The sequence below is a fragment of the Rhodococcus sp. 66b genome (assembly GCF_002076325.1).
Classification (GTDB): domain Bacteria; phylum Actinomycetota; class Actinomycetes; order Mycobacteriales; family Mycobacteriaceae; genus Rhodococcus_F; species Rhodococcus_F erythropolis.
The window spans coordinates 308,568-321,020 of record NZ_MUZB01000007.1; the positions used below are offsets into that span (position 1 = coordinate 308,568).

Annotated in this window: 12 protein-coding genes; 7 read left to right on the forward strand and 5 right to left on the reverse strand. The window is 63.2% G+C overall.

Annotated elements, in window-relative coordinates; translation table 11 throughout:
- The first annotated feature begins 5 nt into the window (after window positions 1–5).
- From B0E55_RS15760 to atzF, 5 genes are all read left to right on the forward strand, one after another.
- Window positions 6–1,202 (forward strand): MFS transporter, encoded by a 1,197-nt coding sequence (locus tag B0E55_RS15760; RefSeq protein ID WP_021343377.1) that lies wholly within the window; start codon window positions 6–8, stop codon window positions 1,200–1,202.
- A 97-nt stretch (window positions 1,203–1,299) separates the two neighbouring features.
- Entirely contained in the window at window positions 1,300–2,106 is an 807-nt protein-coding gene (locus B0E55_RS15765; RefSeq protein ID WP_080910006.1) for an SDR family NAD(P)-dependent oxidoreductase, read from the forward strand.
- Window positions 2,103–2,636, forward strand: a complete 534-nt coding sequence (locus tag B0E55_RS15770; RefSeq protein ID WP_019744457.1) for a carboxymuconolactone decarboxylase family protein — start codon at window positions 2,103–2,105, stop codon at window positions 2,634–2,636. The genes B0E55_RS15765 and B0E55_RS15770 overlap by 4 nt, the downstream gene beginning before the upstream one ends.
- Window positions 2,637–2,712: 76 nt before the next feature.
- On the forward strand, window positions 2,713–3,414 hold the full coding sequence (locus B0E55_RS15775; RefSeq protein ID WP_019744458.1) for a GntR family transcriptional regulator: 702 nt from the start codon (window positions 2,713–2,715) through the stop codon (window positions 3,412–3,414).
- Window positions 3,415–3,431: 17 nt separating this feature from the next.
- On the forward strand, window positions 3,432–5,141 hold the full coding sequence (gene atzF, locus B0E55_RS15780) for an allophanate hydrolase (RefSeq protein WP_080910007.1): 1,710 nt from the start codon (window positions 3,432–3,434) through the stop codon (window positions 5,139–5,141).
- A gap of 3 nt (window positions 5,142–5,144) precedes the next feature.
- Here atzF and B0E55_RS15785 read toward each other — a convergent pair whose 3' ends face one another.
- Window positions 5,145–5,720: a TetR family transcriptional regulator gene (locus B0E55_RS15785; protein ID WP_080910008.1), complete on the reverse strand. Its 576-nt coding sequence runs from the start codon at window positions 5,718–5,720 to the stop codon at window positions 5,145–5,147.
- 68 nt (window positions 5,721–5,788) lie between these two features.
- Between B0E55_RS15785 and B0E55_RS15790 the strand changes: the two genes are divergently transcribed.
- A complete protein-coding gene (locus B0E55_RS15790; RefSeq protein ID WP_003941517.1) occupies window positions 5,789–7,390 on the forward strand; it encodes an MFS transporter in 1,602 nt (533 codons plus the stop codon).
- Window positions 7,391–7,442: 52 nt separating this feature from the next.
- On the opposite strand, the gene B0E55_RS15795 is transcribed toward B0E55_RS15790, so the two are convergent.
- Window positions 7,443–8,294 carry an SDR family oxidoreductase gene (locus B0E55_RS15795; RefSeq protein WP_021343373.1) on the reverse strand — a complete coding sequence of 284 codons (852 nt, stop codon included), beginning with the start codon at window positions 8,292–8,294 and terminating at the stop codon, window positions 7,443–7,445.
- A gap of 118 nt (window positions 8,295–8,412) precedes the next feature.
- On the opposite strand from B0E55_RS15795, the gene B0E55_RS15800 reads away from it, so the two are divergent.
- Complete coding sequence (locus tag B0E55_RS15800) at window positions 8,413–8,862, forward strand: winged helix-turn-helix transcriptional regulator (protein ID WP_007735410.1); 450 nt, start codon at window positions 8,413–8,415, stop codon at window positions 8,860–8,862.
- Here B0E55_RS15800 and B0E55_RS15805 read toward each other — a convergent pair.
- From B0E55_RS15805 to B0E55_RS15815, 3 genes are all read right to left on the reverse strand, one after another.
- Window positions 8,838–9,830, reverse strand: coding sequence for an iron-siderophore ABC transporter substrate-binding protein (locus B0E55_RS15805; protein WP_019744462.1), 993 nt, complete (start codon window positions 9,828–9,830; stop codon window positions 8,838–8,840). The two genes, B0E55_RS15800 and B0E55_RS15805, sit on opposite strands and share 25 nt — an antisense overlap.
- Window positions 9,831–10,013: 183 nt before the next feature.
- Window positions 10,014–11,417 (reverse strand): dihydrolipoyl dehydrogenase, encoded by a 1,404-nt coding sequence (gene lpdA / locus B0E55_RS15810; RefSeq protein WP_003941477.1) that lies wholly within the window; start codon window positions 11,415–11,417, stop codon window positions 10,014–10,016.
- A gap of 49 nt (window positions 11,418–11,466) precedes the next feature.
- Window positions 11,467–12,453, reverse strand: coding sequence for a dipeptidase (locus B0E55_RS15815; RefSeq protein WP_080910009.1), 987 nt, complete (start codon window positions 12,451–12,453; stop codon window positions 11,467–11,469).

The following is a 12,453-nucleotide window of genomic DNA, read 5'->3' on the forward strand; positions in this document are numbered from 1 at the left end:
CCGGTATGGGCGATCCATCCCGTCGCGGGTTCATCTCGGTACTGGCCGTACTACTTTCGACGGGTTGGGCCGCCAACCACTTTGCTTCGCTCATCCCGGTTCTCCGGGTGGACGAGGGCCTTTCGCATATCGTGCTCGACGGTGTTTTCGGTATCTATGCGCTCGGACTCCTACCCGGCCTGTTGACCGGTGGAGCAGTGTCGGACCGCGTCGGCCGAGCTGTAGTCGTCCTTCCCGGAGCACTCATAGCCTCGCTCGGAACCTTGATTCTTCTTCTCTGGCACGACGCGCCCGGGCTCATGGTCGGGCGCCTCGTAGTCGGTATCGGTGCCGGTCTGGCAATCGGCGCGGGTACCGCGTGGGCGGCCGACCTTCGCGGCAAGTCCGGAACCGTGATGGCGGGCGTCGTACTCACCTCGGGTTTTGCACTGGGACCACTGTTTTCGGGTCTGTTGGCACAATTTGCCGCCTTCCCACTCGCTACGCCCTTTGTCGTCTCGGCCGTCTTGTCGGTGGGTTCGGTTGCCGCTGCTGCCTCGTGGAGTCGTACTCCTGCTCCCACCAAGGCTGCGACGTTCACACAGGTTCCCGACCGCGCAGAGCGGTCGGGAACCGGTGTGAAGGTCGCACTGCTCTGGGCACTTCCGTTGGCGCCATGGGTGTTCGCCAGCGCAACAGTGTCTTTCGTGACCATGACGGCCAGGCTCGGCGACCGCTACTCAGGCCCTCTCCTTCCGGGTTTCGCCGCGGCGCTGACTCTGGGTGCTGGAATCCTGGTTCAAACCGCTGCGCGCCATCGCAATTGGGGTCCTCAGGCCGGCACGGTCGGCGCCGCACTGGCGGCACTCGGATACTGCCTGGTCGCAGTCGGCGGCGCGCACCCCGCGCTCGGGTTGTTCATCGTCTGCGCGCTCGTCCTCGGTACGGCCTACGGACTGTGTCTACGTGAGGGACTGCTCGACCTCGAGTCGCTGGCTCCCCCGGCCTCGCGGGGCGCTTTGACCGGGATCTTCTACGTCGGCACCTATCTCGGATTCGGACTGCCGGTGCTACTGGTTGTCATCGAACCCACGATGGGCCCGTCACTGCCGTTGGTGATCCTCGCCGCTGTTGCCGCCGTCGTTGCCGTGGTCCGATTCCGTCGATTGCGGTCGACCCAGGCTTCCACGTCACATCCGCGTCTCGAAGCCGCATCGGTCTGAACACCCGTTCGGACGGAGTTGGCGGTACTTGCAGTCGCAGCTACCCGGCGGTGTTAGCGTCGGAGGACCAGAAGGTAACTGCGTAGGGACACAGCACATGGGCAAGAGCGAGGCGGGCAAGGCCGAATCGGGCAAGAGCAGTGCCGACGATCTGACAGGTCGGCGCATCCTGATCACCGGTGCTGCCCGTAATATCGGTTCTTTGCTGGCCAGACGCCTGTACGACCGTGGTGCGTCCGTGGGACTGCTCGGCCTCGAGCCGGAACTTCTCGAGCAAGTCGCCACTTCCTGCGGCCGCGCGCCGTGGCAGTTGTGCGATGTCGCCGATCTCGAGCAGGTATCTCGCGGCGTCAGCTACATCGCTGAGCAGCTGGGAGGCATCGACGTAGTCGTGGCCAATGCCGGCGTCGAGGCGAATTCGTCGATCCTCGGCGGAGACGTCGAAGACATGCGTCGCGCAGTCGAAGTCAACCTCATGGGCACGTACTACACCCTGCGCGCAGCGGGTCCCCACATCAGTCACGAAGATGGTTACGCCCTGGTGGTCGCCTCGGCCCACGGCGCGGCGAAGCACCCGTTCCGCGGACCGTTCGGTGCTTCGCGCGCCGGCGTCGAAGCGTTGGGCGACGCGTTGCGCCTGGAAATGAAACACCTTGGTACCAAGGTGGGCGTCGCGTATATCGGAGACATCGACACCGATACCACCGCACTCTCTTTCGACGGCGCTCGCGGAACCCTCGCCAGCGCCGGCACCACGACCGTCGCTGACGCCGTCGACGCGTTCGAGCGCGGTATCGTCGGCCGGAAGTCACGCGTACACGCGCCCCGCCGCAGCGCTGCGGTTCGCCACATCGCGCAACGAGCTATCGACCTCCGTCCCTCTCACATCCGTGGAGTCGCATGAACCCCCGCATCCCGCCCGGCCGATTCAAGGACCTCGGTCCGATCAACTGGGGAATCTGGCGTGTCCTGTCGAAGGCTGCCGGAGCACCCGATGCGCATCTGTTCAGCACCTTGGGGCGCACGGGTGGGCTCTTCCGCGGTTGGCTGCACTACTCCGGCTCACTCATGCCCGGCGGCAAGATCTCTCGCCACGACACCGAACTGATCATCCTGCGGGTCGCGCACCTGCGGGACTGCGGTTACGAGATGGATCACCACATCAGGCTCGGCCGCAAAGCCGGAATCGACGCAGAAGAACTGGCCCGAATCATCGAGGGCCCTGGCGCTTCCGAGTTGAGTCCGCGTCACCGTGCGATCTTGACTGCGGTCGACGAGTTGGTCACCACCAAGGACATCACCGACAACACGTGGGGAACGCTCTCGCAGCATCTCGACGATCGTCGGTTGATCGAATTCACCTTGCTGGTCACTCAGTACGACGGCCTGGCCACCACGATCGGAACCTTGCGGGTTCAGCGCGACTTCTCCTGAAGTTCCGCGGCGGCCGTAACTCAGCTCTTACCCGAAGACATCTGGACGAAACACCTGATCAATAGCGTATACAGGTATGTCGACAGGGATGAATACGGCGCCGGAGCCACTGCGTGAGGTGGTCTACCGGGAACTACGCACCGAACTGGTCAACGGGACTATCGGGTTCGATCAGCGCCTGACGGAACCGAAGCTCTCCACGCGTTTCGGCATTTCTCGCACACCAGTACGGGAAGCCTTGACGATGCTGTGCGCCGATGGACTCCTGCGCCGGGAAGAGTACGGGTTCTCCGCCGTGCGCCCGAGCATCCCGCGGATCCGAGATCTGTACGAACTCCGAATCACTCTGGAACTACAAGGAATTACCCGGGCGATCGCAGATCCGACGATCCGGCACGACCGAACAATCCTCGACGACGAGTTGGTGCGGTGGCGTGCCCTAGCTCTCGATCCGCCGGCTCAGGAACCGGGGTTCGTCGAACTGGACGAGGAATTCCACGTCGCCGTACTGAGGGCGTCGGGAAACAATGAACTGGTCGCGTCGCTGCTGTCGGTGAATTCCCGTATCCGGCACGTTCGGATGTACGACTTCATGGTCAACGGCCGCATCGACACCTCGATCGCGGAGCACATTCGAATCCTCGAAGAACTACGTGCCGGCAATCTGCCCGAGGCCCGCACGCTTTTGCACCAGCACATCGGCGAGTCTCTCGACGTCGTCCTCGACCGGGTGACCCGCGCGATCACCGCGCTCTCACTCGCCAACATCACGGACTGATCGGAGCAGTACACACCATGACCATCGCAGCAGAAGTTTTCACCCCGACAGCCCGGGTCGAGCAGGCATTCCAGCGGATCGAGGAAGTAGATCGCCCCGAAATCTGGATCACGTTGCGCCGCAAGGAAGATGTGCTTGCCGATGCCGCCTCGGTGGAGGCCAGAATCGCCGCGGGCGAGCATCTTCCCCTGGCTGGGCGCCTGGTCGCCGTCAAGGACAACGTCGACGTCGCCGGTCTGCCGACCACAGCGGCGTGCCCCGAATTCGCGTATGCGCCGGATGAAACTGCCAGTGCCGTTGCACGGTTGATCGAGCACGGCGCTGTTGTTCTGGGGAAGACCAATCTGGACCAGTTCGCCACCGGGCTGGTCGGAACGCGTAGTCCGTACGGAGCCGTTCGCTGCGCTTGGGACGAGAAGTTGATCTCGGGCGGTAGTAGCTCCGGATCCGCCGTCGCCGTGGCACTGGGGATTGCAGATATCGGAATCGGCACCGACACTGCCGGTTCCGGCCGGGTACCGGCGGCATTTCACGGGATCTACGGACTCAAGCTCTCGCTCGGCGTCATTCCCGTCCACGGAGTAGTGCCCGCCTGCATCGACTACGACGCTCTGACGGTGTTCGCCGGCCACCTCGAATCGGCAACCGCGGCAGCGGCAATCATGGTCGGCCACGAACCTCGAGATCCCCGCAGCCGCGTCTGGCCTTCCGACGTTCGTCTCGCGGCGGCGCCGAATCCCCGCGTCGCGGTGCCCCGAATCGAGGATCTCGCTCAACTTAGCCCGTCGTATCTGGCAGCATTTCAGGACACTGTGACAGCTCTGGTAGCCGGCGGCGCCGAGACCGAGACCGTCGACATTTCCGGGCTGCTCGACGCGGCCCGATTGCTCTACGACGGCGCCGTGGTGGCGCAGCGGTACGCCGCTGCCGGCGAGTTCCTCGAAACTCGTCCTGCCGGAGCAGATCCCGCGGTGTCCGACATCGTGCTCGGCGCGAAGCACCCCACCGGATACCAGCTAGTCGACGATCTCGACGCTCTCACCCACGCCAAGGCTGCCGCCCGGGAACTCCTCGCAGGGTTCGACGCCCTACTGCTTCCCACCACCACCGAACATCCGACCATCGCTGCCGTGACCGAGGATCCATTCGGAATCAACCGCCGGATGGGAACTTTCACCAACTTCTGCAACCTGCTCGACATGGCGGCCGTCGCGGCGCCCGGACACCGCACTGCCGAAGATCACCCGTTCGGCGTCATGTTCGTCGTACCCGCTTTCGACGACCAGATCGCCATCGACCTCGCTGCGCGACTCGGTGGTGTGCCTTCACCCGCCCTCGTCAATACCGGAATCGACCTCGCAGTATTCGGCGCTCACCTGCGCCGGCAACCGCTCAACACACAGTTGGTCGACCTCGGCGCGCGGTACGTCGAAACCGTCACGACCTCGGATGCCTACCGGCTCTTCGCTCTCGACACGACGCCACCGAAGCCCGGCCTGGTCCGCCGTGACCCTGGACTCGGCGCACCGGTCGTCGGCGAGATCTTCCGGATCTCACCGGCTGGCCTGGGAACGTTCCTCGCCGCCTTGCCTGCACCGATGGCACTCACGAGCGTCGAGTTATCCGACGGCAGAACGACAGTCGGTTTCAGCTGCACTCATGACGCCGTAAACGGCGCAGCTGACATCACTGACTACGGCGGTTGGGCCGCGTACCTCTCTCGCTGACAGTCACGGCTTGCAGATTCGAGTGACGGCCTCGCGCACCACTTCACGGCGGCGCGCGATCTCGTCGGCGTCGACGTTCTGGTTGTCGGCCACACCGGGGGCCACTACCCAACCGAACACGAGGCCGAACAGCATCGTGATCAGGTCCTGCGGATCCCAGTGCTTCGAGATGAGGCCGTCTTCTTGAGCCTTGCGGATCGTGGCCATTCGCGGAACCCAGCTGGAATGTTCCTCGGCCAGCTTCTTCATCCGTGGTGCCTCACCCTGCAATTGACCCCAGATCATCATCCGTTGAATCTGTGGTTTGGCGAGCATTGCGTCGAACAGTTCGACGGCATGCGCGGGCATGTCTTCACCGGTGAACTCGACAGACTCCATCGCCTGCTCGAAGTCGACGTCGAGCACCGCGTGGAACAACGCGACCTTGTCACCGAAATAGGCGTAGAGGCGCTCCTTACTGGCGTTTCCGTTCTTCGCAATCCGATCGATGCGCGCACCGGCAAGCCCGTAGGTGCCGAATTCTTCTTGCGCAGCGTCGAGGATTCGCTGTTTCGTCGCGGTCGCGTCAGTGGGAGCCATAGTGATGATGGTAACCGAACGAACTATTTCGTTTGACTCACCTGAGAAGGCTGGAATACCTTTTTCCAATGACCACCACGTCCCACGTCGACGGCGGCACTCTGCCACCGATCCCGGCTGTCTCCGAGAATCCGAATCATCAACGTCGCTGGCTGGTGCTCTGCATCGTCGCGTTCGCTCAACTCATGGTGGTGCTCGACGGCACCATCGTCTCCATCGCCCTACCGGCAGCCCAGGAGGAACTGGGCATCAGCGACCTTGACCGCGCGTGGGTGGTCACGTCGTACGCCTTGGCGTTCGGTGCGCTGCTGCTCCTCGGCGGACGTATCGCCGACTACTGGGGCCGAAAGCGATCCTTCATCGTCGGCATGGCGGGCTTCGCGGTTGCCTCCGGCATCGGCGGCATCGCGCAGAGCGGTATCGAACTGTTCATCGCTCGCGCCGGCCAGGGCGTCTTCGCAGCATTGCTCGCGCCCGCTGCGCTGTCGATGCTCACCACCACCTTCATCGGAGAGAAGGAGCGCGCCAAGGCTTTTGCCGTCTACGGCGCGATCTCCGGCGGTGGCGCTGCCATCGGCCTGCTCCTCGGTGGAGTGCTGACGCAGTACGTCGACTGGCGTTGGTGCCTGCTCGTCAACATCCCGATCGCGCTGATCGCCATCGCTGCAGCCGTCCCGATCGTCAAGGAAACCAAAGCGCACGGCGACACGAGCTACGACCTTCCCGGCGCTGTCCTCATCGCCCTGGGGCTCGGCTCACTGGTCTACGGATTCACACGCGCCGAGCACGGCTGGGGTCAGGCGGACACTTTGCTGTTCATCGCACTGGGTCTGGTCTTCCTCGCGATCTTCGTGGTCGTCGAGAGCCGCAGCAAGAATCCGCTTCTACCGCTGAGCGTTCCGTGGCATCGTGATCGCGGCGCTGCTCTGATCGGCTCCATGCTGGTGGGCGCCGCCCTGCTCGGCGGCACGTTGTACCTGACGTTCTACCTGCAGATCGTGCTCGGATTCAGCCCGGTCATGGCCGGCGTCGGATCGCTGCCGATGGCATTCTTCATCGTCTTGGCGTCGACCATCGCAGCGCAGTTGTCCACCAAGATCGGCCCCAAGCCGCTCATGGTCGCCGGCCCGCTGGTGGCCGCAGTAGGACTGCTCATGCTGACCCAGATCGAGGTACACAGCTCCTACTGGACGCACGTGTTCCCCGGCCTCGCGATCTTCGGCTTCGGACTGGGCCTGCTGATGGTGCCGATGCAGAACCTCGCGCTGATCGGCGTTCCCGACCACGACGCCGGCGCTGCCAGTGCCCTGGTCAACGCCACCCTGCAGATAGGCGGCGCACTCGGAACCGCACTGTTCACCACGATCTACGCTTCGGCCAAGTCGGCCTTCACCGCCGACAACGCGGCGCCGATCCCGCCGGAAGGCATTCCCGTCGACATGTCGAATGCGACCATCCCGACCGGGGACCAATTGGCGCTACTCCCCCAGCCGGTGCAGGACTTCGTCGCCTCGATGACGGACTACTTCTTCGGCGCCGAGGTATCCGGATACTCGGCCGCATTCGGTTGGGCGGCAATCCTGTTGGCGATCATCGCACCGGTAGTGCTGGTTCTGGTCCGCGCCAAGAAGGGTGATCTGCCCGCCGAGGGTGCAGTCCACATGGGATAACCCCCTGTGCGCCTTTAGTAACCGCCCGCGGTTAATAAAGGCGCACAGCAGGTCAGGCCTTCCTCAACACCTCAGCCACCGGAGCGCTGCTGCGGCCGATCAACTTCTGCAGGTCACCAGACTCGGTGTCCAACGCCCCCTTGGCAATTGCAGCATCGGAATCCGCGAGAATCTCTGCGACCGGGGCAGGCAGGCCGACGCTCTCGAGAATCCCCTTGTATGCGTCCTCGCTCACGAACTGGTACGCGACAGGCTTGCCGGCAAACTCGCTGATCTTCTCGGCCAATTCGGCGTAGGTGAGCCTCTCGTCACCGCCCAACTCGTACACTGCGCCTTCGTGACCATCGGTGGTCGCGACTACTGCTGCGGCGTCGGCGTAATCCGCACGCGCCGCAGCCGCGATCTTGCCTTCCGCTCCCGCACCGACCAGTGCGCCGCGTTCGATCACACCGGCCAGGTCGTTGGTGAAGTTCTCCCAGTACCAACCGTTGCGCAACAGCGCGAACGGAATACCGCTCCGAGTGAGCACGTCCTCGGTCGCCTTGTGCTCGGCAGCAAGCTTCATCGGCGTGTCCTGAGCATTCAAGATGCTCGTGTAGGCGATGAATCCGACGCCGGCAGCCTTCGCCGCGTCGATGATGTTGGTGTGTTGCGCGAGCCGTGACCCCACTTCACTTCCCGAGATCAGCACCAGCTTGTCGACGCCCGCCAATGCGGTTTCCAACGCCGAGGCATCGGCATAGTCCGCTTGACGTACAACTACTCCGCGGGCGGCGAGGCTTTCCGCCTTCTGTGGATTGCGGACGACTGCGACGATGTCGGACGCGGCGGTTCCCCGCTCGATCAACGACTCGACTACCAGTTGTCCGAGGTTTCCGGTTGCGCCGGTGACTGCAATGCTCATGCGAACTCCCGATCCAGGTTGAAGCGTAAATGCGTTCTGCAACCATCATGCACTTATTTTTCGTAAGTGCAACACGTCGAGTTAGCGCTATGGGATCGTGCAGTAGTAGCCTGGGTTCATGACCAGCACCGACTCACCTTCACGTGCTGCCCAGACCCCTGATCCGAATGCCGACGTCGTGGACCCAACGCTCGAGGCTGACGTCTTCGCTCGCGGGTGCAACTCTCGGGCGGCATTGCAGAATGCAACCGGACGCTGGGGCGCACTCGCGCTGGCGGCATTGAACGAGGGCCCGTACCGGTTCAGTGCCCTGCGCCGACGCGTCGACGGAGTCAGCGAGCGCATGCTCTCGCAGACCCTGCAAACACTCGAGCGGGATGGCCTCGTGCACCGTGAGGTACTCGAAACCATCCCGCCCAAAGTGGAATACAGCCTGACCGAACTCGGCGCCGACGTCGCCGCAAAGATCACGGCCCTGATCGAACTACTCGAGTCGCAGGTTCCGAAAATCGTTGCGTCACAAGCGTCGTACGACGCTCGGAATCAGCTCAACTTGTCCGAAAGCTGAGCGATGAACTCGTCGAATGCGTAGGGAACGCTCAGCACCGTCGGAGCGGACGTAGCCATCGCGTAGTCCATTCCGACCAGACGAACCAGACGGCCGTTCGACACCGAGGTCATGTTCGCGAACGGACCGAAGGACATCAGCTTGTCCAGGTTGGTGCCGTCGGCGTCGACGAGAATGAAGACGTCGGCGTCGAGTGTGTCGATGGATTCCATGCCCACGGACACCGAACTGTCGCCGGAAGTGCACACTGCGTCGACACCGGGCGAGGTCTTCACCCCGAGCTGGCCGAGAAGACGGATCCGCGGGTCGGTGCCGCAGAAGACGATCAGGCCCTCGTCGGTGCGCATTGCATACGTTGCGGTTTTGCCCTGGAACTGTGGGTGATCAGCGGCCTGCTTCTCGAAGTACGCCCCGGTCTCGTCGATCAGCGTCTGAGCCTGCTCCGGCTGTCCGAGCGCTGCACCGATCATGCTCATCTGCTTGTCCCACGCCGTATCCCACGGCTGGTCGGGGAACGCGACGGTCGGCGCGATGTCACTGAGACGCTTGTACTCGCCCTCGTCGATGCCGGAGTAGACGGCGAGGATCACGTCGGGATCGAGCCCGAGGATCTGCTCGAACGGGATATCGGGATTGGTCGTCATGAGAACGGGCTTGGCACCGTTCAGACGCGAAGCGTCCCAGGGCAGGATGTTGTTCTCGATGCCGTCGCCGGAGAAGCTCTCCATGGCGACCGGAACCTTGTTCAGCGCGATCACCGCATCCTGGCCACTCCATCCGATGGTCACGATGCGCATAGGCTCCGCGTCGATCGTCGTCGAACCGTAGGCGTGGTCGACGGTCACGGGGAACGCCCCCGCCTCGGCGGCACCCGAAGCTTCGGTGTCCGATCCGGAGTCACCTGAGGTTCCACAGGCGGAGAGCGTCAGCGCGACGCAAGCCGCGAGCAGTACGGAACGAGTTTTCATGAGTGGTCCTTCGAAAGCCGGATGGTCGACTCGGGACGCTAATGCGTTGCGCGCCTACACCCCGACTCGAAGGCCTCAGATGGCGGTTTCGCAACACAACTCGACACAAAAGACGAAAAACCCCGTGTGCCTTTCCGGTAGTGCGAACTACCGAAAAGGCGCACGGGGCCGAAGGCCCTGCCGTCAGAAGTTGATCATGTGGCCGGCGAGGCCGTGGATCGCTTCCTGCAGTGCCTCACTGAGTGTGGGGTGGGTGTGGACGTTGCGTGCCAACTCGTTGACCGTGAGGTCCCACTTCTGAGCCAAGGTCAGCTCAGGCAGCAGTTCCGAAACGTCCGGTCCGATGAGGTGCCCGCCGAGCAGTTCGCCGTACTTCTTGTCGGCGATCAGCTTGACGAAACCGGTCGGGTCACCGAGACCGTGTGCCTTGCCGTTGGCAGCGAACGGGAAGTTCGCGACCTTGACGTCGTAGCCCTCGGCCTTGGCCTGCTCCTCGGTCAAACCGAACGAGGCGACCTGCGGCTGGCAGAACGTCGCACGCGGCATCATCCGGTAGTCACCGAGTGTCTGCGTCTCCGCGCCGCCGATGGTCTCGGCAGCGACGACAGCCTGAGCTTCTGCGACGTGCGCGAGCTGCAGCTTGGCGGTGACGTCACCGATGGCGAAGATGTGCGGGACGTTGGTGCGCATGTAGTCGTCGATCGCGATGGCGCCGCGATCGGTCAACGCGACACCGGTGTTCTCGAGACCGAAGCCCTCCACACGCGGTGCGAAGCCGACGGACTGCAGAACCTTGTCGACGACCACGGTCTCGATCTCGCCGGACTTGTTGTCCTTGATCGAGACGGTGACCTTGCTGCCGTCGTCGCTGATGGACTGCACAGCGGCACCGGTCTTGATGGTGACGCCGAGCTTCTTGTACTGCTTGGCGATTTCCTTCGAGACGTCGGCGTCCTCGTTGGGCAGTGCCCGATCGAGGAACTCGACGATCGTGACGTCGACGCCGTAGTTCTTGAGGACGTAACCGAACTCCATGCCGATCGCGCCGGCACCGACGATCAGGATCGAACCCGGAAGGTCACGGGTGAGGATCTGCTCTTCGTAGGTCACGACGTTCTCGCTCAGCGAGGTGCCGGGCAGCAGCTTGGTGTACGAACCGGTCGCGATGATCGCGTTGTCGAACGTGATCGTCTCGGTGCCACCCTTGCTCAGCTCCACGCTGATGGTGTTGGCGTCGACGAACGTGCCCTTGCCGTCGTACTCCGGGATCTTGTTCTTCTTCATCAAGAAGTGAATGCCCTTGACTCGCCCGTCCGCGACCTTGCGGCTGCGATCGAAAGCGGAGCCGAAATCGAAGGACACGTCTCCGGACATGCCGAACGTCTTCGCTTCTTTCGTGAAGATGTGCGCGAGTTCGGCGTTACGGAGAAGCGCCTTGGACGGAATGCAGCCGACATTCAGGCATACACCGCCCCAGTACTTCTGCTCGATGATGGCGGTGCTCAGGCCCAGTTGTGCCGCGCGGATAGCAGCGACGTACCCACCGGGGCCGGCTCCGAGGACAACGACGTCATAGTGTGAGGTCACGATTCACCAGGGTAGTCCTGCATCGTTTCGCTGTCCCCAGATGGTCGCATTACCCGTCGGTAGCCCACACTTCTCGGGCAACTCGGGCGAAATTTCCGCCGTACACGGCCTCGATCGACGGCTCGTCGAAGCCCCGGTCACGCAATACCTGATCAAGTGTCAGCACGTCCTCCGGAGGAGTCCACTGCAGTGGCCCCCACGCGGTGTACGCCTCGGAGAACGACGACGGGTTCTGCTCGATCTCTTCGCGGAATTCGTCGGCGTCGAAGGAGAAGTCGGAGCCGATCCCGACGTGATCGATGCCGACGAGTCCCACAGCCTCTTCGATGTGGTCGGCCATCGCGGACAGCCGAGCCTGGTCGTCATCCGGTCCGTTGACGCCGAGGAATATGCCCACGCCGTTGATCCCGATGACGCCGCCGGTCTCCGCACACGCTCTGGCCTGATCGTCGGTGATGTTGCGCGGATGCTCCCACAACCTTCGGAGGTTCGAGTGGCTGTAGATCATTGCTCGCTGGGTGATAGCTGAGACGTCCAACCCCGTCTGTACCGAACAATGTGAGCCGTCGACCGTCATTCCGACGCGATTCATCTCGGCAACCAGGTCACGGCCGTATCCACTCAACCCCGTGTCCGCCAGGTCCAAGCAGCCGCAGCCGGCAGCGTTCATGTAGTTATACGTCGGCAACATCGAGCGGACTCCGAGGTCGTAGAAGTACGAGACGTTGGCCAGGTCTCCCTCCAGCGGATTCGAGTCCTCCAGGTCGAAGGCCAGGGCGATTCCGCCGGACTCCTGAATCTCGACGACGCCGTCGACGGTGAAGACAGGGGTTATCTCCGGGAACTCGACCCGCGCCTGCCACGCGAAACTCTTGGCGATTGCCGTCGAGTCCGCGCGAGTCTGCGGCGAGTAACCGACGTTCACCGAAACGTAACTCCCCGCTGGCCGCTGATATCGGAGAAGATCTTCGACAGACGCGTTCGACTGCAGAGGTAGGCAACAATGTTGTTCCCATAGTGGATATGTCCGGTTCAC